Origin of the sequence: Alienimonas sp. DA493, from assembly GCF_043951915.1 — a bacterium.
GTDB lineage: Bacteria > Planctomycetota > Planctomycetia > Planctomycetales > Planctomycetaceae > Alienimonas.
The window spans coordinates 1-19300 of sequence record NZ_JBINJD010000059.1 but is presented as its reverse complement, the minus strand read 5'-3'; the positions used below and the strand labels follow the sequence as shown (position 1 = coordinate 19300).

The window sequence follows — 19300 nt, the reverse complement described above, 5'->3', positions numbered from 1 at the left end:
CGCCCCGAACCGCACGTGATCGCCGGCCCCCCGACCGCCCGCCGCCCGAGTGACCGAGACCGCCGCCGGACTCTCCCGCCTGCACTCCGTCCACCGGGACATCGCCCGGGTCCGTGAGGAGTTGGCCCGCGGCCCGCGGCAGGTGCGGGCCCGCCGCAAAGCGATCAAGACGAAGGAAGAGGAGATCGCGGCGCTGAAGGAGAAGCGGACCGCCCTGAAAAAGAGCGCCGACGCCAAGAACCTCCAGCTCCGCACCAACGAGGAGAAGATCCTCGGCCTGAAGGCGAAACTGAATCAGGCGTCCAGCAACGAGGTCTTCGCCGCCCTCCGCAAAGAGATCGACGCCGACGTCGCCTCCAACGCGGTGCTGGAGGACGAGATTCTGGAGACCTTGGACCGGGTCGACGCGGTCGGGAAGGAGATCGAGGAGGCCGAGGCCGACCGCGACAAACGCTCCGCCGACGCCGACGCTCTGGAGAAGAAGGTCGCCGAGGAGCGGGCCGGGCTGGAGGCGGAACTGGCGGCGTTGGAGAAGCGGCTCGAACAGTCCGAGTCGATCATCCCCGCGAAGCTGCAGGTGGACTACCGCCGGTTGGTCGAGCACCACGGGGCGAACGCGATGGCCCCGGTGGAGGACCGCGTGTGCACCTCCTGCCAGACGACGGTCAGCCCCCAGCAGAAAGTGCAGCTCAACATGGGCGAGTTCGTCTTCTGCCGGAGCTGCGGCCGGCTGCTGTACCGCGGGGACGACGCCGGGGCGTGAGCCGCCCCGGGCGTCGCCGGCCGCGCCGTTTCGGCGGCGTCACGCCGTTTCGAAGGCCTCCTCGTCGGGGCCGTCGGCGGGCAGGAGGCGGTCGGCGAGGCTGTGGGCCGTCAGGAACATGCCGGCGAGGCTCACCCCGGCGGCGAACGCGGCGGCTTCCATCGTCAGCACGCCCAGGTTGTAGGCGGACGAACTGACGACCGCGTCGGTCAGAATCAGGCCCACGCCGCAGAGGTGGCGGTTCATCCGTGCGTTTCTCGTAGCGGGATCGGTCGGGTCCGGGCGGTCGTCGGGGAAGGGCGACGACCGCTGCAATCGATGCTACCGGTCCCTCCGGCCCGTGGGGAGAGGCGGCCCGCGCCCCCGCCTGGGGGTTCTCCCGCGACCGCCCCGTCGCCCCGTTCAGCGGGACCGCCCGCGGGTCAGAGGACCGACCGCACCGCCCGTCCCAGCCGAGCCGCCGCCTCCCGCAGGCCGGCGGCGTCCAGCACGCCGAACGACAGCCGCATGTGGTTCGTCGGTCTCGGCAGGCCGTCGGCGGACTCCGGGGCGAAACAGAGTTCGCCCGGCACGTACATCACCCCCTCGTGCCGGGCCGCCTCCGCCAGCGGGGAGCCGAAACTCGTCGAGACCCCCTCCGGCAGCGTCGCCCACACGTACAGCCCCCCGGCCGGCTCCCGCCAGGAGACGCCGGGCAGCCCGCCGAGACGCTCCTCCAACGCGTCGAGCAGCACCTCGCACTTCCGCTTGTACCCGGCTCGCACCTCCGCAACGTGGGCGTCGTAGCGGCCGCTTTCCAGCACCCGGGCGAGGAGGTGCTGGTTGAAGTGGGCGGAGCCGAAGTCCTCGTTCCCCTTCCGGTCGACCAGCGGTTGGATCAACTCCGACGGAGCGATCCCGTAGCCAATCCGCAGGCCCGGGGCGAAGGACTTGCTGAAGGTGCCGGCGTAGATCACCCGCTCTCCCGGGTCGCGGCCCCACAGGCTGCGCGAGGGGGCGGCGTCGAAGCTGAGCTCCCGGTAGGCGGCGTCCTCCAACACGTGGATGCGGCCGGCGGGGTCGCGGCGTTCGAGCAGCTCCAGGATCGCCGTCCGCCGGTCCTGGGCGAGCACGATCCCGCTGGGGTTCTCGAAGTCCGGCACGAGGTAGACGAGCTTCACCCGGTCCAGTTCGCCGGCGGACTCGAAGCGGTCCAGCGCCCGCTCCAGCCCGGCGGGGACCATCCCGTCGCCGTCCGTCTCCACCCGCACCGCCCGGGCGCCGACCCCGGCGAGCGTGCCGAGCATTACGAAGTAGGTCGGCCCCGCCACCAGGCAGACGTCCCCCGGGTTCAGCAACACCTGGGCGATCAGCGAGAGGAACTGCTGCGAGCCGTTTGTCAGCAGCACCCGGCCGGCGGTCAGGCCTTTGCTGGCGGCGAGTTCCTCCGTCGGCACGCCCTCCAGCGCCGCGAAGCGTTCCAGCACCTCGGCCCGCAGCCGCCCCGCCCCGGCGGGGGTGCCGTATTGCAGCAGGAGGTTGGCGTTCGGCTCCGCCAACACGTCGGCCGCCGCGGTCCGCACCAGCTCGACCGGCAGCGTGGCCGGGTCGACGAACCCAGCGGCCAGCGACAGGCAGTCCGGGTTCTCGATGGCTTGGGCCATCAGCGTGCTGATCGCCCCGTCGGCGGCCCAGCCGGCGCGGTCGGAGAGCAGGAAATTAGACATAAATCCTTCGGCGAACGTGGGGCGTGAACCCCCAGTGCGGGAACGGGCGAGCGAAACGACGACTCATGGGGCTGACGCCCCCCGCTCGCTTCGGTTCGCTCAGGACCCGCTCAGAATCGCGTTCATGTTCTTCTTATACGCCTCCACGCCCGGCTGGCCGTAGGGGTTGATGCCGATCAGCCGGCCCTCGACCGCCGTGGCGAGCATCAGCATTTGGAGGAGCTGGCCGATCGAATAGGCGTCGATCGTCGGCAGCACGATGTCGGCGGTCGGCCGGTCGTCCTCGGCGTAGGCCTGATCGGTGCCCTCGCGGGCGGCGGTCAGCACGTCGAACACCGTCTTGCCGGCGTACTTGTTGAGCTGGTCCTGATCCGCGTCCGACTGCGGAATGGTCGGGTTCGCCCCGGCCGGGGAGGCGGCGTAGAGGTTATGGATCAGCTTGTCCCGCTTGCCCTCCTGGTGCTGCTGGCCGCGGGAGTGCAGGTCGCGGGTGTTGACCACCGTCAGCGGCAGGGCGCCGCGCTGCTCCTTGCCGAGGCTCTCGGCGAGCAGTTGGTCGTACCACAGCCCGACCGCCTCCAGCCGGTCGCCCCAGGTGGAGAGGATCCGCACGTCCATCGAGAGGTGCTTCTCGAACAGGTGGCAGGTGCTCACGTAGTCGAGGACCGGGTTGTCGCCGGGCTCGGCGGTGCGGAACCGCTCGGTCATGTCGGCGGCGCCCTGGAGCAGGGCTTCCACGTCCAGCCCGACGATCGCCGCCGGGACCAGCCCGACGGCCGAGAGCACGCTGAACCGCCCGCCGACGCCCTCCGGCACCGGGAAGATGTCCGCGTAGCCCTTTTCTTGAGCCAGCGCCCGCAGCTTGGAGCCCTCGCCGCCGGTGACGGGGATCACGCGCTTGGCGGCCTCGTCGGCGCCGACGGCCTGCTCCAGCGCCTCACGGAACAGGCGGAAGGCGAGGGCGGTCTCGAGGGTGCCGCCGCTCTTGGAGATGACCACGATCCCCCAGTCGACGCCGCTGTCGTCGAGGTGCTTGAGCAGGTTCGCCGTGACGCCCGGGTCGACGTTCTGGCCGCCGTAGTACAGCTTGGGGCCGTCGCGGTGGCTGGCCGGCTTTTCGTTGTGCAGCGGGTCGCCGAGGGCCTCCTGCAAGGCCCGCAGGCCCATATAGCTGCCGCCGATGCCGAGGGAGACGAAGGCGTCCACCCGTTCGCGGAAGCGGTCCGCGGCGGCGAGGAGATCGGCCAGCTCGCCGCTCTCCTTCGTCGCCAGCAGCTTGGCGGGCAGTTCGACGAAGCCGGCGTCCAGCGGCTGTTTCTCCGCCGGCACGTCGCCGCCGGAGTTGAACAGGTCGACGTCCGCCAGCGTTTCGTCGCGGGCCTTCAGCAGGTCCGGCCGCAGGGCCTCGGCGGCGTTTGCCGGGAGCAGGTCGAGGGCGGCGGCGTTGCTGTAGGAAAGCGGTTCGGGCATCGGTCGGCGGCGGTTCGGCTTGCGGGGAGCGGCATCATGCCGCCGGCCCGCCGGCTTCGCCACGGCGCCTCCCGGTCGATCCCCCGGGCGACGCCCCCAAACCCGCCGCGGGGCCGACTATTCGCCGCCGATCGGCAGCGGCTCGCCGAAGGGGGCGGCGGCCCCGCCGTCGGAGCCCTTCGCCGGGGCGACGGAGGTGGGCAGCGGGGCGACCGCCCGGGGGGGCTCGAAGGCCGGCGGCGGCTCGGCGGCCTCCGCGGACTGCGGGGGCGCCGGCTCGTTGAAGTGGGCCAGCCGCACGCGGTCGCGGACGATCTCCGCCGCGGACGGCGGCCCGTCGGTCGCCTCCGCCTCGGCCGTCGTCTCGTAGCCGACCGTCCGCACGCCGGAGGGCGCCGGGGCGGGCGACATCGGCTGGGCACCGGCCTGCGGGACCGGCGAGGGGGCGAAGGAATCGGCGATCATCAGCGAACCGTCCGCCATCTGCTCGCGGATTGCCTGTTTGAGGGCCACGCGGGCGTCCGGGTGCACGCCGGAGACCAGCTCCACGTCGTCCACGACCAATCGACCCTTCTCCCGGACCAGGTGCAGGGCGACGCCGTCGGTCGGCGTGCCGTAGTGCAGTTCGCAGCGGGCGCCCTCGCCCTTGGTCAGCGGCGTGGCCTTCGCCAGCGGGGCGTCGAGCCGCTTGCCGGCGGCGCTCACCGCGGCGGGGACGGACCGCAGCTGGTGCCAGACGAGCCGGTTGAACGCGGCGCTGCTGGTTCGGTTCAGGCCGGGCAGGTCCCCCTTCGCCAGGCTGCCGGCGAAGGCCCGGGCCGGCAGGATCAGGGCGCAGGTCTCCTTGAAGCTCTCGGGCAGGTCGAGCGAGGGGGCGAGCACGTCGTCCACCTTCGAGGCGCCCCGTTCCTCCTTCAGCACGAAGGTGCGGGGGCCGGCGGGGGTTTCGATCGTGATCTCCGTCGTCGGGCCGGCGTGCATCTCGGTCAGCACCTTGCCGTCGGCCCCGGCGGCGGCGTCGGCCAGCGGCAGGGCGTCGAGGTCGGCCGGTTCGATCCGCGACCAAACCGTCTCCGACAGGTCCCGCGTGCTGGCGGCCTTGAGGGCGTGCAGGTCGCCCTCGGAGGCCGCGGCGGCGAACGCGGCGACCGCCGCCCGGGCCGTGAAGATCGCGGAGAGCATTCGCTGCTCCCCGTCGCCGCTGCGGATCGTCACCTCTTCCACCAGGAACTCGCCGGTGCGGCGGTCCGCGTCGTAGCGGTTCGGGTCGGTGAGCGAGAGCGTGTACACGCCGGCGTCGGTCGTCACGACCACCTCCGCCCGGTCACCGTGGATCTGGAACGTGCTGTCGCCGTCGAGGTCGGCGGCGGTGGGCAGCGACACGCTGGAGAGGTCCGCGGTCCGCAGGCAGCCGTTGTACAGGGTGGGGAAGACCGTCGATTCCAGCCCCTCGCGGTCGCCGTTCTCGTAGGCGGTGAGGAACTTGGACACGCCCGTCAACGCCAAACAGGTGCGTTCGAGGCTGGGAATCTTCGGGCCGAGCCCGCGGTTCTCCGCGGCGGCGTCCTTCACGAGCCAGGCGTCGCCCCGTTTCTCCAGGCTGACCAGCAGCGTGTAGCCGCGGCCGGCGAACTGCACGGCGGCCTCGTCGTCGTCCATCTGCGTTTTCGGGGTCAGCTTGTCGACCCGGTCGGCGTCCACCACCCAGCCGGCCAGTTCGGCGAGCCGCGTCTGCGGCAGGGCGGAGAGGTCCTCCCGCAGTTCCGGGGTGACGACCGCCAGCCGTTCCTCATGCGTTCCGCTCCCCCAAGCCTTGGTGAACCCGCGGACGGCGGCGAGCAGTTCGAGCTGCTCCGTGACGCTCATCACCGCCTTCACCCCGCCCTTGGTCTGCTTGAGCAGCACGTCGTCCACCAGCCAGTTGCCGGCCTCGGCCCGCACCAGCTTGAACCGGGCCCGGCGGGTCGGCGGCGGCGTCTCGACGATCACCAGGCACTCCGGGGCGTCCGGCGACGTCCACTCCTCCTCCGGCACGTCGGTGACGGCCACGACCTCCAGTTCCTCCTTCGGCAGCCGGAGCAGGCGGAGGTCCTCCAGGGCGGTCTCGTGCTCGAGGGCCTTGCCGCGGAAGTTGTCCGTGGTGGCGTCGGAGAGGGCGGCGAGGCTTTCCTCGGACAGCGCGTCGCCGAACCGGCGGACCGCCCGCTGCTCCGCGAGGTTCCGACAGCCGACCACGCACAGGCTCGCCGCGGCGACCGCCAGCAGCGCCGTCGCCGCCAGGCCCGACCGCCCGGGGGTCGGGGCCTCCTGGTCGTGGCGCTCGCGTCCGGGGCGGGACAGGGGTGCGGACATGACGGGGCCGGGTACGGGGCGGACAGACGAGACAGAGGCGCGGGGTGTCGCACCCGGCTCGCCCGGCGGTCAAGACGGGTCTGCGGTCCCCGGTCCGCGGCGGGCCGTTAGAATGGGCCGTTCGCCCCCCTCCCGCCGGAGCGCCCCGATGTCCGCCCGATCTGCCGCCGGTTCCGCCCCGACCGACGCCCCCGGGAAGCGGGAGAAGAAACGCACCCCCGGCGACCGCGTCGTCGCCGACGTGCAGCTGCCCATGGCGGACCTGTCGGTGCCGCCCAACAGCATCGGCGGCTACCTGATCCGCCGATTGCAGGACTACGGGGTCCGGGACGTGTTCGGCATCCCCGGGGACTTCGTGCTCCAGTTCTACGGAATGCTGGAGGGCAGCGACCTGCGGGTCATCGGCGCCACCCGGGAGGACAACGCCGGCTACGCCGCCGACGCCTACGCCCGAGTCCACGGCATGGGGGCGCTGTGCGTGACCTACTGCGTCGGCGGCCTGTCGACCTGCAACAGCGTCGCCGGGGCCTTCGCGGAGAAGAGCCCCGTCGTCGTCATCACCGGCAGCCCGGGGGTGAAGGAGCGGGAGAGCGATCCGCTGCTGCATCACCGCGTCCGCGACTTCGACACCCAACGCAAGGTGTTCGAGACGATCACCGTCGCCAACACCGTGCTGGACGACCCGCTGACGGCCTTCCGGGAGATCGACCGCTGCCTCGCCGCGGCCCATCGGTTCAAGCGGCCGGTCTACATCGAGCTGCCCCGCGACTGCGTCCGGCTGGAGCCGCCCTACCCGCACGAGCCGAAGCCCGTCGAGGAGCGCAGCGACCACGACGCCCTCAAGCACGCGCTCGCCGCGGCTAAGCAGATGATCGACGCGGCCAAGAAGCCGGTGATCGTCGCCGGCGTGGAGACCCACCGCTTCGGCCTGCGGGAAGAGGTGATCAAGCTCGCGGAGGAGAACGAGATTCCGATCTGCTCCACCCTGCTGGGCAAGAGCGCCGTCTCCGAGACGCACCCGCTGCACGTGGGCGTCTACGAGGGGGCGATGGGCCGGCCGAGCGTTACGGAGTACGTCGAGGACAGCGACTGCGCGATCCTGCTGGGGACGTTCATGTCGGACATCAACCTCGGCATCTTCACCGCCCGGTTGGACCCGGGGCGGTGCGTCTACGCCACCAGCGAGACGCTGCGGGTCGGCCACAGCCACTTCCACGACGTGCTGCTGACGGACTTCGTGAAGGGCCTCGCCGGGGCGGACCTGTCGCCGAAAAAACGCCCGTTGCCCAAGGAACGCGGCAGCGTCCACGCCGGGTTCGAGCTCCAGCCGGACGCCGACCTCACCACCCGCCAGCTGTTCGGCCGGATCAACCGCCTGCTGGACGAGGAGAAGTTCGTGGTGGTCGCGGACGTGGGCGACTGCCTGTTCGGGGCCAGCGACCTGACGATCAAGGGGCACACGGAGTTCCTCTCCCCGGCCTACTACACCAGCATGGGCTTCGCCGTCCCGGCGAGCGTCGGCGTGCAGGCGGCGGACAAATCGCACCGCCCGCTGGTGCTGGTCGGCGACGGGGCCTTCCAGATGACCTGCCTCGAACTGGCGACCGGCCTGAAGCTGGGCTTCAATCCGATCGTGGTGGTTCTGAACAACCACGGCTACACGACCGAGCGGTTCCTCGCCGAGGGGCCGTTCAACGACATCCCCAACTGGGCCTACCACCGCCTGCCCGACCTGCTCGGCGACGGCTGGGGCTTTGAGTGCCACACCGAAGGCGACCTCGACAAGGCGTTGAAGGCGGCGCTCGCCAACCGCGACAGCTTCACGCTGATCAACTGCCACCTCGACAAAACCGACGTCAGCCCGGCCTTGATCCGGCTGGGCGAGCGGATGTCGGAATCGGTGTAGGGTCCGCTCTGCGGACCGTCCCGTCGACGGGCAATCTGAGGCGGCGGTCCGCGTAGCGGACCCTACGAGAACCGCTCACCGATGGCGTTCGCCAACTCCTCCCGCCGGTCGGCGTCGCAGACGAGGAACAGCCGCACGACCCCCGTGCCGCTGTAACCGTTGAGGTGCAGGCCGGCGTCGGTGGCCCGCCGCACCGACAGGCTGCCCGGCGCCCGCTTGTGCCGGCAGGCCTCCGACAGCCCCAGCACGATCTTGCGGACGCCGGGGCGGTTCTCCAACCAGCCGACCGATCGCTTCAGCCCTTTCGAGAGCGACTGGTGCTTGCCGCGTTTGCCGGACATGGGAACGGGAAAAACGGCGGGCGACCGCCTCGGGGTCGGGTTGGGCCGGTTGTGCGGGCGACCGGCGGGGTTCCGCCATTCTATCGCCCGGCGGACTGAGGCTCTGGAGGGAAGGGCGTCGATCCCGCAAAGGTGAACCCGCGTCGTCCGCACCGCCGCCACAACCGGCCCCGACCCGTCTCCCCGGCGGGGCCCCCGCGGGCGGGGATCGTCGTCGCGGCGGCGGTCGCGGCGGCGCTGAGCGGGTGCGTCTGGCACGGGGAGTTCGTCACGACGCGGGTCGTCGCGGAGCGGCACCCGCTCGGGGCGAAGCAGGTCGTCCTGACGACCTCCGGTCAGCCGGCCCCGCCGCCGCAGGAGGTGCATCACGCCCGATTGAACCACGGCGCACCGCGGGCCCATCGGCCGTCGGGGCCGGTGTTCCCGTGGTGGGAACCGTGCACGAGCAGCGTGTGGGCCTACCTCGTCAATCGGCCGCCCGAATGCGCCGAGGAGTGGTGCGGCGACGGCTTTCCCGCCGGCCCGCCCCCGCCGCCGTTCGCCGACCCGGCGCCCTGAGGCGGGGCGGGGGCGAACCGGCGGCGGCCGGCCGGCAGTTCAGCTCAACCCTTAGGCGGCGCCGACCGTGGCGTCGGTTTCAGCGTTCGCCTCCTGCTGGAGGGGGTAGCGGAAGGAGGCGGCGATCATCGAATCGCCCGGCATCCGGCCGCGAGGCAGCACGAACACCCGTCCGCCGGCGCTGACCACGTCGCCGGCCGCGACGCTCAGCAGGTTCACCGCCGCCTGATCGAGGCTCCGCGTGGGGTCGGGGTCGGCGGCCCGTTCGCCCTCGGCGATGAACAGCGTTTCGACCCGGCCGCTCTTGGCCGCTTCCAGGATCTCGGACAGGTCGTCCGACCTCAGCGCCGGGTCCTTCTCCGAGTACGCCGTCCGCTCCTGGTCGGCGGGGGCCTGGAAGAAGGCTTCGACCAGCGGCCAAGCCTTGGCGTGCAGCTCGTTCGCGGGCAGAGCGTCCACGTTGCCGTGGATCGCATCCGGCAGCAGGTTCGGGTAGTTCCAGGCTTCCTTGAGCATCGGGAACAGGTAATCGACCCCGGCGAAGACCACCGGCGGCTTGAAGGTCCCGGGGGGCAACGGGTCGCTGCTGTGCTCCGGCGGCGTGGGGTCGCGGAAGAACTCCTCCAGCCCGGCGCCGATGCGGCGGAAGTACTCGGTCAGTTCCTGCTGCTTGACGGTGCTCTGATTGGCGGCGCCGTGGCCGTGGAAGTTCGCCTGTCCGCCGACGTCCCCGCCGACGCCGCTGGTCTTGTTGCTCCGCCAACCGAGGTAGCTTTGGTACTCGTCGATGTTGAGGGCCTCCCGGAGGTTTTGCGGCAGGGCCTCCGGCTGCCGCTCGACCACGACGGCCCGCGACCCCTCCAACAGCCGGACGTGGTTCTGGCTGACGGCGAGCACGAAGAACCGCCCCTCGCCGCTGACCAGCGGGACCAGCGGGAGCACCTCGAAGCGGTCCCCGAGGGCGACGCGTTCCGGCACGGCCGCGGGCAGCCGGAACGTGCGCAGGCAGCCGTCGGTCTTCGCCGCGTCCTCCGCCGGCGGGGTGAGGAACAGGGCCAGACCCTCGGCCTGATGTTGCCAGAACAGTTCGTCTTTCTGCAGAGCGAGCAGCGGGGCCAGGGCGTGCTGGAGCCGCACGCCGGTGACGCCGCTCTCCTTCAACTGACGCTCCGCCTCGCCGACGAGGTTCTTGTAGCGGATCGCGTCCTCCCGCAGGCCCTCGGAGCCGCTGCGGTGCGTGGGCATCGTGAGCGTCAGCCGCGGACCGTCGCCGGGGGCGGCCAGTTCGCGGACGGTCTCGCGGGTGACGGGATCGATCGGGGCGACGTTCATGGACCGTGTGAGCAGACGGGGGAAATGAGCGAGTGCGCCACGGTGATCGATGAGCCGGCGTTCGCCCTCGGGGAATGCCCCGTCCCCCCGCCCGGCGATCCCGGCGGGGCCGGATCGCTTCCCCAAACCGTCCCTCCGGCGCCCGAGGAACGACGGCGTCGCGGGCCGCCGCGTCACAGCCGTGGGGGCGGCCCCGAAGCGGGCGTGCCGCCCTCCCCCCGGTGGCGGGGCGGGGGGCGGCGACTTCAATCCCTCGCTGCCGAAAACCTCTCACGGAATCGCCTCCCATGTCCGCCCCCACCGTCTCCGCCGACGCCGCCCCCGCCGGGCCGGACGGCGAGAAACTCCTCGCCGCCGGCGACCGGGTCGCCCTGCGTCTCTGGGACGAAGGCCCCGCCACCGGGAAGGGCCCGCACGCCAACGACTACGAGACCGTCGGCCTCGCCCTCGAAGGCGAGGCCACGCTGACGATCAACGGCAGCGAAACGAAGCTGACCCCCGGCCTCTCCTGGGTGGTCCCTGCCGGGACGAAACACTTTTACGCCGTCTCCGGCCACTTCAAAGCGGTCGAAGCGACCAGCCCGCCGGCCCGCTCCTGACGCCTCCTTCGTTCCCGCCCCTCAGAAAGCCGCCGCGATGAGCAAAACGTACTCCAAAGGAACCAAGGTGAAGTGGAAGTGGGGCGACAACTGGGCCCACGGAACGATCGACGAGGTGTTCACCTCAAAGGTGACCCGCACGATCAAGGGGAACGAAGTCACCCGCGACGCCAGCGACGACGAGCCGGCCTACCTGATCGAGACCGACGACAGCCGGGCCCTCAAGTCCCACAGCGAAGTGCAGAAGGACTCTTGACCGTTCCCGCCGCGGGCGGCGGGGAAGCGCCTCACACCGTCTCCTGCCGCTCGACGGCGTGGCCGGTCGCGTCGAGCCGGTCGCCGCGGCGGTCTTCGCGGATCGCCGGCAGGTAAGCCTTGTTGATCAAACCCAGATCCGCCGCGTGATTCGCGGCCGCGACCGTGTCCGGCACGAGCACCATCGGCACCCCCTCGTCGGAGACCTCCCTGGCGATCCGCCGCACGTCGAAGCGGGTGCGGTCCCGGACGTCGCGGATATAAACCGCCTTCACCCGGCCCGGGTACTCCCGCACGGCGTCCCGGTAGAGCTTCGGGTCGTCCTGCCCGCTGTCGCCGATGAGCACGAACGGCAGGTCGCCGGTCGAGTTCATGATCCGCTCGATTTTCTCCAACTTGTGATCGTGCCCGCCGGCCACGAATTTGTTCGTGTCCACTCCCATGTCCCGCAGCAGGATCGGACCGTCCGGCAGGCCGTTGACCCGCAGGAAGACGCGGAATAATTCGTAGAGGTTCCAGGCGCTGCTGGAGACGTAATAGATCGGGTTCGGCGGGGCGACCGGGTCGTCCCCCGGCTCCAGCGACGCCGGCGAACGGGACCAGTCCCCCTTCGGACCGGCGGCGAGGGCGTTGTAGAAGGCGCTGACGCCCTCGAACGGCAGCCGCGTCCGGGCGTTCTTGAGCAGCGTGAGCCGGGCGATCTTCCAGAAGTTGCTGGCGTAGGACCGGATGACGGTGTCGTCCATGTCCGAGATGATCCCGAACCCCGCGTCGGCCGCCGGCACGAGGTTAAACGCCGTGGCGAACACCGGCCCCGCCTGGCGGATCGCCTGCGGCGGCAGGGAGAGCGTCGCCGTGTGGAACGCCCCGGCGGGCAGCGGCTCGGTCGGCCGGAAGCGAAACTCGAAGTAGCCCTCCGGGTCGCTGACGGCGGTTTGCCGATGGCCGGCGAATTCGCAGGCGACCCGGCAGCCGGAGACCTCGTCCGTCTGCCAATGGTGGTACATCGCCGTCAGGTTCCGCCACCACGGGTCGTCTTCCGCGGGGTCGGCGATCGGCTTGTCCTCCAGCACCCGCCCGCTGACCCGCACGTCCCGGGGAGAGCCGAACCCGCGATAGGTTTGGATCTTCAGCGGTCGCCGAAAGCCGACGGCCGCCTTCAGGTTCCGCTTCAGCAGGTCGTACCGCCCCTCAATGACTTGTGCGGCGTGTTTGAGCTGATCGGCGGAGGGGAGCGAACCGGACGGCACGGGACGGGGGGAGCGAGGAGCGGACGGGACGGGGCAAGATAGAACGCCGCCGCCCGCCGCGCCCCCCGAAGGGAGCCCGGCGGACGGCGGGATGGGGAAAACTCCGGGCGGTTTAACGGGGCTTGGCGGGCGCGTCCGGCACCGGGGCGACGTTCTTGCCGCCGATATGCCGATGACCCGGCTCGGCGTTCGTCGGGTCGTCGGCGTCCGGGTTCTGGCCGCCGGGGCCGGTGTGCACGTCGGAGGCCTCCATCTCCCGCAGCGTCCGGGCGAAGCTGATCTCCTCCGCCTCCTCGTCCGGGTGGCGGAGCAGGTTGCGAATGCTCGGGTCGACCAACCCTTCCAGCCAATCGCCCAACCGCATCTCGGCCGGGCGTTCGAGGAACTGGTCGTAGGCGGAGAGGTACACCTCCTCCATGATGTCTGCGACCGGCAGGTTTTCGCCGACCTCTCTGTTCAGGTCCGGATACCGCTGCACCCAGCGGCCGACCCGGTCCCGCAGCGACCCGTCGAAGCCCGCCATCTCCTGACGGAAGGCGAGGTAGTCCCGGGCGTGGATCGCCCGTTCCAGGGCGTCCAGTTCCGGCGGGACGTCCGGCGTGACTTCCTGGACGCTCCCCTCCGCCAGCCGGGCCCGGCGGTTGTCCTGCGTCTCCATCCGGTTTTTATAGGCCTTGAGCTTCTGCACGAGCTTCCGCACGCATTTCTGATAGGCCGGGTGGGCGACGCTGTCGTGTTCGCCGGTGAACAACGTCTTGCCCGGCGTGATCAGGCTCGTTTTGACGTGATATTCCTGACTGTGCTCGAACCAGGCGATCGTGACCTGCAGGTCGGAGACCGGCATCTTCTCGGTCAGCTTGGCGAGCGCGTCGAGGTCCTCCTCCATCTGTTCCAGCTCCCCGGGGCCGAAGGAGCAGTTCTTGGTGACGAGTTCCAGCTTGAGGTTGTACTTCTGATCGCTGAACGGCTCGTTCTCGCGTGCGGCGGCGGCGGGCATAATAAACGTCCTGTCAATGCGGTGAGCGACAAAGATGAAACCGCCGGGGCGCCCCCGACGGCAAAAATGCTGTCAGACGGTGAGGCAATTGGCGTGCCGGCCGCCGACGGTGCCCGTCTGACGACCGGCTGCGGGGTCGCCGCCCGAGAAATGGCGGGAGCGCGTCCAATCCGGGCCGCAGACCGCCAGTCCAAGCGGTTCTGCGCGACCGGCGCGCCCGTTGCACGACGAATCGGCTGTCAATCAAAGGAATTGTCCGGCCGATCGGCCCGCCGCCCGGGCCCGCTCGGTTTTATGCCCGCCATTGGAACGACTCATCATGACCCGCCCCCTGACCCTTCTCGCCCTCTTCGGCCTGCTGGCCGCCGGCCCGGGGCTGACGAACTCCGCTTCAGCGGACGACGATTACTACGACGACCTGGAGGACTACTACGAAGACCTCGCCGAGGAGCGCGAGGAGTACTACGAAGATCTTTACGACGACGACCGTCGCTGGCGACGACCGATCCGCCGCGGCTTCGGCTACGCCCCGCCGGTCTATCGTCAGAACTACTACGGTGCCCCGGGGTACGGATACCGCTACGGCAACTACGGCTCTCCCTATAACAATTACGGATACCGGGGCTACGGTTACCGAAACTATGGCTATCCGTCCTACGGGTATCCGTCTTACGGCCGCGGCTACGGACGCGGCTTCAACCTCAACGCCGGACCGTTCCGCTTGTCGATCCGGTAGCTTGTCGATCCGGTAGACAGAGCAGGGTGACTCAGCGCGGTCGGCTCGGGGCGATCCGTCCCGGGGCGCTCCCGCACCGCAACGAACGGGGAACGCCCGGCGGCCGAAGCCGCCAGGCGTTCTAACGTAGGGGCCTCGCCCTTTCCGAATGCCGCCGCATTGTCCGTCCGCCTGATCGAACGCGCCGCGACGGCGTCCATCGACGCCGGGCAGGACCCGCTCCGCCTCGCGGAACGGGCCGGTCTCCGCTACGTCGCCGACGACGCGCCCGGCATCGCCCGCATCCGCTGCGGCACGGGGTTCTCCTACCGCACGCCGGAGGGGGAAACGCTCGACCGCACCGGTGCGGAGCGAGCCCGTATCGACGCCCTGGCGATCCCCCCGGCGTGGGAGGACGTTTGGGTGTCGCCGGACCCCGACGGCCACCTCCAGGCGACCGGCCGCGACGCTGCGGGCCGCAAGCAGTACCTCTATCACCCGGACTGGGCCACGGCCGCGGGGGAGGCGAAGTGGCTCCGGCTGGCGGCGTTCGGGGCCGTCCTGCCGCGGTTGCGGCGCCGGGTTCGCCGCGACGCCCGCCGGCTCAAGATGGACAAGCGGAAGGTGTGCGCCCTCGCCGCCGGTCTGCTGGACGCCACCGCGATCCGCGTTGGCGGCGCCGACTACACCCGCGACCACGAGACCTACGGGCTCACCACGCTGCGGCCGGAGCACGCCGTCGTCCGCGGGGGGCTCATCCGTCTCTCGTTCCTCGGCAAGCACGGCGTGGAGCGAGAGGCGGAGTGCCGCCGCCGGTCGCTGGCGCGGTCCGTCAAACGATTGAAGCGGGCCGGCGGCGAGACGTTGCTGAAGTACCGGGACGAAGGCGGCGTCTGGCGGCCGCTGAGCAGCTCCAAGGTCAACGCCTACCTGTCGCACGCCGCCGGCGGAAAGGTGACGGCGAAGGACTTTCGCACCTGGCACGGCTCCCGCGTCGCGTTCGAGGCGGCGCTCGTCGGGCCGGCGGACCCGAAGAAGGATCCCGCCGTGGCCGCCGTCGAGGCGGCCAGCGCCCTCCTCGGCAACACCCCCGCGGTCTGCCGCGAGTACTACGTGCACCCCGCCGTCACGGCGTTCGCCGCGGAGCGGGCGGACGGCGCCCGGCCCCCGCGGCCGGTGCGTCAGCGGGGGCTGCGGCGGGCGGAGCGGCGGTTGCTCGCCCTGCTGCGTCGGTACGCGGCGAATCCGTAACTCGGTCGAAGATCACCGTGGTTCGGTCCGCGTACGCCTCCCGCCAGCGGGGCGAGGCCCGGGCCGCGGCGACCAGCCGTGGCTGTTCGCGAGGCGAGAGCATCAGGGTCGTCACGCCGTACAGGTCCAGCCGTTGCTCCCAGCCGGGCGCCGCGGCGGAGAGAGCCCGGGCGTCGTTCCAGACCCTCGGGCGGATCAGGTGGGCGTGGGAGCCGACGAAAATCCGCACGTCCGGCGGCCCGGCGACCAGCAGGAAGTCCCCGAAGGCGTGGGCGTGGAACAGCTGGCCCGGCGGGGGGTGCGCCCGCAGATACGCCGCCGCCCGCACCGGGGTGCCGTAAGCGAGACTGTCCGACGCGGCCCGTTCCCCCGCCGCCAGCCGCCACGTCGGCGGACTCAGCGCCGCGCCGACCGCCAAGCCGGCCGCCCACGTGGCCAGCGCCAGCTTCCCGCCGGCGGAGCGTCCCGGACCTAGCGAGGGTCCGGGACGCTGACATCGCCCCCGCCGCACGATTGCCGCGAGGTGCACGCCCACAAACACCGCCGCCGGCCCCGCCCACCAGAGCAGCCAACGACTCGTCCGACAGGCGGCCAGGGCGAAGCCGATCAGCACGAGCGCCTCGCCCCACCCGATCCGCCGCGGGCTGAGCCGGGCGACGACCGCCAGCAGCGCCGCGGCGAGGAAGAACGCCCGCCCCTGGTTCATGTCCCAGGTGAGCGGTCGCCACTCGATCACGTCGGCGAGGTTCGGATGCCCGCCGAAGGTCAGCGCCTCCAGAAAGGCCCACGGCCCCAGCGGGTTCACGCAGCAGGCCGCTGCGCACAGGACGAGCAGCGCGACGGCCCGGCGTGCGCGGACGCTCCGCCACGCGGCCGGGCCGAGCCGCCCGAACCGGTTCAGCAGGTCCGCGGCGAGCCAGACCAGCCCCAGGGGCCAACTGCCGTGCACGTTCACCCACAGCAGGAAGGCGAGCGGCAGCAGCGCCCACCGCCAGCCCGGTCGTCGCGGAACCGGCGTGGCCGCCAACAGTCCGGCGAACAGCGCCGCCCCGAGCGTCTGCGGCCGCAACATCTGCGGTCCCAACGGGGCGCTCCACGGGGGGTAGGCGAACAGTTGGAACCAGGCGAGAAAGAGGAACGCCGCCCCCGCGACCCACCCGGACCACGCGGCCCGCCCCCGCCGCCGGGCCGCGACGCCGAGCAGCCCGACGGTCAGGGCCGTCAGCATTCCGCCGGCAAGCTTCAGTCCCTCCGGCCCGGCGGCGTCGTACAGCCGGGAGCCCAACACGCCCGCCAGCCAGGCGAAGTTCACGTACGGCTCCCCGGCGCTGAGCGGCATCAGCGGCTCCGTCGCCGGCACCTCCCCCGTCGCCCGGATATGCTGCCCGTAGGCCAGATGGGCCCACAGGTCCGCGTGGTACAGCGGCCGGGCGGCGGTCGTCGCCAGCGTCGCAGCGAGCAGCCCCGCCGTGACGAGGGACGCGACGACGGCGGCGACGGGGCGGTTCACGCCGGGAGCTTACGGTCCTTCGCGGCCGAACCGCAGTTCCGTCGTCGGCCCCGCGGCGTTTAGAACCCGGCTTCCCCCGGAAGAATCGCCGTGTCCCGCATCCCCCTGTCCCGCTTCCCCTGGGCGGTGGCGCTGAGCGCCGCCGCGCTGGCGGCGATTGGCCTGCTGGCGATCGGCCGCGGGGACGATCTGGCGGGCGTCTCGCCGGAGGCGGTCGGCTTCGCCGCCAAGCAGCGGGTCTGGGCGGCATTCGCGGCGATCGCCTGCGCCGCCGTCGCCGCGGCGCCGCCGCGGGCGTTCAAGTCGCTGGCCCTGCCGGCGTTCGCCGCGGCGGTGGGGTTGTTGATCCTCGTCTACGCCTTCCCGCCGCGAAACGGCTCCCGCCGCTGGATCCCGCTCGGGCCGGTCCTGCTGCAGCCCTCGGAGTTCGCCAAGCTGGCCGTGCTGCTGGCGCTCGCCCGCTACCTCTCGCACCGCCGCGGGCACCGCACCGTCGTCGGGCTGATCCCGCCGTTCCTGCTGACCGTCGTGCCGGTGGGGCTGATCCTGAAGGAACCGGATCTCGGCACGTCGCTGGTGTTCCTGCCGATGCTCGGGGCCGTGCTGATCGCCAGCGGGGCGCGGGGTTCGCACCTCGCTGCGGCGGCCGTGCTGGGGCTGGCCTGCCTGCCGGCGCTGTGGATCGGCATGAGCGCGGAGCAGCGCAGTCGCGTCACCGCCGTCTTCACCCAGCGTCCGCTGTCCGCCCTGGGCGAGCCGGCCCCGCGGGGGGACGGCTATCACCTGCACCGCAGCAAGCAGGTGCTCGCCCTCGGCGGGGCGGGGGGCAGCGCCGGGCTGTTCGGCGGAGGCGACGCGCTGGAGGACCGCGGCGGGCTGCAATTGCCGGCCGCCCGGACGGACTTCGTCTTCTGCCTCGTCGCCGAACGCTTCGGCCTGCCGGGGACGCTCGGCGTGCTGGCGTTGTTCGGCACGCTGGTCGGCGGCTGTCTGCGGGTGGCGGCCCGCTGCGGCGATCCGTTCGGCCGGCTGACCGCCGCCGGGGTGGGGGCGCTGTTCGGCACGCAGGCGGTCATCAACACGGCGATGACGGTCGGCCTCATGCCGATCACCGGGCTGGCGTTGCCGCTGGTCTCCTACGGGGGGAGCAGTCTGGTCGCCTGCGGGGCGGCGGTGGGGCTAGTGATCGGCGTGGCCGTCCGCGGTCGGGTGGAGGTCCGCCCGGACCCCCTCCACTTCGGCCCCCGGTTCGACCGGTAGCCCGTCCTCGGCGCAGGCCGGTTCGTCGCACAACTCCCGCACGACGGACAGGAACGCCTCCCACTTCGGCAGGATCTCCGGGAACGCTCCCACGCCCACGCCGAAGTGCGTCACGCCGGGGACAGTGTGCAGGGCGGTCCAGCCGCGGGTTTTCAGACGGTGCAACTGCTCGACCTGATCGCCCAGCGTGTAGCGGTCGCCGATCTCCCCGGCGGCGAACAGGATCGGCCGTTCCTCCGCGGCGACGACGGTGCGGAGTTCCGTCTCGTCGAAGCTGAGGCCGGCCCGGCGGATCGCCTCCGTCACGCCCAGCATCAGCCAGCGTTCGGCGATGCGAGGCGCCGCCATCCCGCGGAACCACCGCACGCCCCGCCGCAGCGAGATCATCGGCGCCAGCGCCGCACAGCCGGCGACTCGCGGGCCGCCTTGCCGCTTCCGGTCCTCGGCGAGGTGCGCCAGCACGGCGACGGCCCCGGTGCTGAAGCCGACGGTGACGACCGGCGGCTCGAACCAGCCGTTCTCGGCGGCGAGGTCGATCAGCGTGTCCACGTCGTACCGTTCCTTCACCCCGAAGGTGACGAACGGGCCGCCGCTGTCGCCGTGGTGCCGCAGGTCCGCCAGCAGCACCGGGTGGCCGAGGCCGGCGAGGGTGCGGGCGGTCTCGGCGTGGGTCTCCTTCGTCTCCATCCAGCCGTGCAGGTGCACCACGCCGGGCCGCCGCGGCGCCCCGGTCGCCGGCGGAACGTAGCAGTAGCCGATCGGCACGCCGTCCGCGGCCGCGACCGTGCCGTAGGTCGCCCCGTCGTTCTGCAGCCGGGGCCGCTCCCGCTTGCGGGTCAGGCTGAACCGCGTCAGCCACGGCATCCGCAGCATCTGCCGACCGACCCAGACCCCCAGCCAGTGCCCGACGCCGGCCCGCCGGCGGATGCGCTGCACCCGGCGGACTTCCTCCGCGTCGACGGGCGGCTCGTCCGGTTCGCGCTCCGCGGCGATCTCGGCGGGGGAGGGGGGCGGGTTCACGGCGAGAGTGTAGGG

The 19300-nt window shown here is 71.8% G+C and carries 17 protein-coding genes; 8 read left to right on the top strand and 9 right to left on the bottom strand.

The genetic code is table 11. The annotated features are described in order from the left end of the window. Positions 1-49: 49 nt before the first annotated feature. Positions 50-763, top strand: coding sequence for a zinc ribbon domain-containing protein (locus ACG2DA_RS10950; RefSeq protein WP_395255662.1), 714 nt, complete (start codon positions 50-52; stop codon positions 761-763). Positions 764-802: 39 nt separating this feature from the next. On the opposite strand, the gene ACG2DA_RS10945 is transcribed toward ACG2DA_RS10950, so the two are convergent. From ACG2DA_RS10945 to ACG2DA_RS10930, 4 genes are all read right to left on the bottom strand, one after another. Then, positions 803-1009 carry a hypothetical protein gene (locus ACG2DA_RS10945; RefSeq protein WP_395255660.1) on the bottom strand — a complete coding sequence of 69 codons (207 nt, stop codon included), beginning with the start codon at positions 1007-1009 and terminating at the stop codon, positions 803-805. Positions 1010-1185: 176 nt separating this feature from the next. After that, complete coding sequence (locus tag ACG2DA_RS10940; protein WP_395255658.1) at positions 1186-2469, bottom strand: PLP-dependent aminotransferase family protein; 1284 nt, start codon at positions 2467-2469, stop codon at positions 1186-1188. A 99-nt stretch (positions 2470-2568) separates the two neighbouring features. Beyond that, entirely contained in the window at positions 2569-3939 is a 1371-nt protein-coding gene (locus tag ACG2DA_RS10935; RefSeq protein ID WP_395255657.1) for a glucose-6-phosphate isomerase, read from the bottom strand. A gap of 117 nt (positions 3940-4056) precedes the next feature. Next, complete coding sequence (locus ACG2DA_RS10930; protein WP_395255656.1) at positions 4057-6291, bottom strand: hypothetical protein; 2235 nt, start codon at positions 6289-6291, stop codon at positions 4057-4059. 148 nt (positions 6292-6439) lie between these two features. Here ACG2DA_RS10930 and ACG2DA_RS10925 point away from each other — a divergent pair, with 148 nt between their 5' ends. Then, on the top strand, positions 6440-8197 hold the full coding sequence (locus tag ACG2DA_RS10925; RefSeq protein ID WP_395255655.1) for an alpha-keto acid decarboxylase family protein: 1758 nt from the start codon (positions 6440-6442) through the stop codon (positions 8195-8197). Between the two features lie 62 nt (positions 8198-8259). Here ACG2DA_RS10925 and ACG2DA_RS10920 read toward each other — a convergent pair whose 3' ends face one another. After that, the gene (locus ACG2DA_RS10920; RefSeq protein WP_395255654.1) at positions 8260-8538 is read right to left on the bottom strand and encodes a hypothetical protein; all 279 of its coding nucleotides are present in this window, start codon (positions 8536-8538) and stop codon (positions 8260-8262) included. A 132-nt stretch (positions 8539-8670) separates the two neighbouring features. Between ACG2DA_RS10920 and ACG2DA_RS10915 the strand changes: the two genes are divergently transcribed. Further along, positions 8671-9096, top strand: a complete 426-nt coding sequence (locus ACG2DA_RS10915; protein ID WP_395255653.1) for a hypothetical protein — start codon at positions 8671-8673, stop codon at positions 9094-9096. A 51-nt stretch (positions 9097-9147) separates the two neighbouring features. Here ACG2DA_RS10915 and ACG2DA_RS10910 read toward each other — a convergent pair whose 3' ends face one another. Beyond that, positions 9148-10428, bottom strand: coding sequence for a hypothetical protein (locus ACG2DA_RS10910; RefSeq protein WP_395255652.1), 1281 nt, complete (start codon positions 10426-10428; stop codon positions 9148-9150). A 287-nt stretch (positions 10429-10715) separates the two neighbouring features. Between ACG2DA_RS10910 and ACG2DA_RS10905 the strand changes: the two genes are divergently transcribed. Both ACG2DA_RS10905 and ACG2DA_RS10900 read left to right on the top strand, forming a co-directional pair. Beyond that, a complete protein-coding gene (locus ACG2DA_RS10905) occupies positions 10716-11027 on the top strand; it encodes a cupin domain-containing protein (protein ID WP_395255651.1) in 312 nt (103 codons plus the stop codon). A gap of 37 nt (positions 11028-11064) precedes the next feature. Beyond that, positions 11065-11283 (top strand): DUF2945 domain-containing protein, encoded by a 219-nt coding sequence (locus tag ACG2DA_RS10900; RefSeq protein ID WP_395255650.1) that lies wholly within the window; start codon positions 11065-11067, stop codon positions 11281-11283. 31 nt (positions 11284-11314) lie between these two features. Here ACG2DA_RS10900 and ACG2DA_RS10895 read toward each other — a convergent pair whose 3' ends face one another. Both ACG2DA_RS10895 and ACG2DA_RS10890 read right to left on the bottom strand, forming a co-directional pair. Beyond that, positions 11315-12532, bottom strand: coding sequence for an App1 family protein (locus ACG2DA_RS10895; protein ID WP_395255649.1), 1218 nt, complete (start codon positions 12530-12532; stop codon positions 11315-11317). Positions 12533-12644: 112 nt separating this feature from the next. After that, positions 12645-13529 (bottom strand): HPF/RaiA family ribosome-associated protein, encoded by an 885-nt coding sequence (locus ACG2DA_RS10890; protein ID WP_395255648.1) that lies wholly within the window; start codon positions 13527-13529, stop codon positions 12645-12647. A 319-nt stretch (positions 13530-13848) separates the two neighbouring features. Between ACG2DA_RS10890 and ACG2DA_RS10885 the strand changes: the two genes are divergently transcribed. The 3 genes from ACG2DA_RS10885 to ACG2DA_RS10875 all read left to right on the top strand — a co-directional run bounded on the left by ACG2DA_RS10885 (position 13849) and on the right by ACG2DA_RS10875 (position 18265). Continuing rightward, complete coding sequence (locus ACG2DA_RS10885) at positions 13849-14265, top strand: hypothetical protein (protein ID WP_395255647.1); 417 nt, start codon at positions 13849-13851, stop codon at positions 14263-14265. Between the two features lie 159 nt (positions 14266-14424). Beyond that, positions 14425-15495, top strand: a complete 1071-nt coding sequence (locus ACG2DA_RS10880) for a DNA topoisomerase IB (protein WP_395255646.1) — start codon at positions 14425-14427, stop codon at positions 15493-15495. 1600 nt (positions 15496-17095) lie between these two features. Further along, positions 17096-18265, top strand: coding sequence for an FtsW/RodA/SpoVE family cell cycle protein (locus ACG2DA_RS10875; RefSeq protein WP_395255645.1), 1170 nt, complete (start codon positions 17096-17098; stop codon positions 18263-18265). On the opposite strand, the gene ACG2DA_RS10870 is transcribed toward ACG2DA_RS10875, so the two are convergent. Next, positions 18185-19300: alpha/beta hydrolase (locus ACG2DA_RS10870; RefSeq protein WP_395255644.1), on the bottom strand; the 1116-nt coding region annotated here is incomplete at its 5' end. The two genes, ACG2DA_RS10875 and ACG2DA_RS10870, sit on opposite strands and share 81 nt — an antisense overlap.

Excerpts from the sequence above, each read along its gene's own strand:
- ACG2DA_RS10930 (WP_395255656.1), bottom strand. The coding sequence starts at position 6,291 with ATGTCCGCACCCCTGTCCCGCCCCGGACGCGAGCGCCACGACCAGGAG.
- ACG2DA_RS10925 (WP_395255655.1), top strand. The coding sequence starts at position 6,440 with ATGTCCGCCCGATCTGCCGCCGGTTCCGCCCCGACCGACGCCCCCGGG.
- ACG2DA_RS10940 (WP_395255658.1), bottom strand. The coding sequence starts at position 2,469 with ATGTCTAATTTCCTGCTCTCCGACCGCGCCGGCTGGGCCGCCGACGGG.
- ACG2DA_RS10935 (WP_395255657.1), bottom strand. The coding sequence starts at position 3,939 with ATGCCCGAACCGCTTTCCTACAGCAACGCCGCCGCCCTCGACCTGCTC.
- ACG2DA_RS10910 (WP_395255652.1), bottom strand. The coding sequence starts at position 10,428 with ATGAACGTCGCCCCGATCGATCCCGTCACCCGCGAGACCGTCCGCGAA.
- ACG2DA_RS10905 (WP_395255651.1), top strand. The coding sequence starts at position 10,716 with ATGTCCGCCCCCACCGTCTCCGCCGACGCCGCCCCCGCCGGGCCGGAC.
- ACG2DA_RS10890 (WP_395255648.1), bottom strand. The coding sequence starts at position 13,529 with ATGCCCGCCGCCGCCGCACGCGAGAACGAGCCGTTCAGCGATCAGAAG.
- ACG2DA_RS10900 (WP_395255650.1), top strand. The coding sequence starts at position 11,065 with ATGAGCAAAACGTACTCCAAAGGAACCAAGGTGAAGTGGAAGTGGGGC.
- ACG2DA_RS10920 (WP_395255654.1), bottom strand. The coding sequence starts at position 8,538 with ATGTCCGGCAAACGCGGCAAGCACCAGTCGCTCTCGAAAGGGCTGAAG.
- ACG2DA_RS10945 (WP_395255660.1), bottom strand. The coding sequence starts at position 1,009 with ATGAACCGCCACCTCTGCGGCGTGGGCCTGATTCTGACCGACGCGGTC.
- ACG2DA_RS10885 (WP_395255647.1), top strand. The coding sequence starts at position 13,849 with ATGACCCGCCCCCTGACCCTTCTCGCCCTCTTCGGCCTGCTGGCCGCC.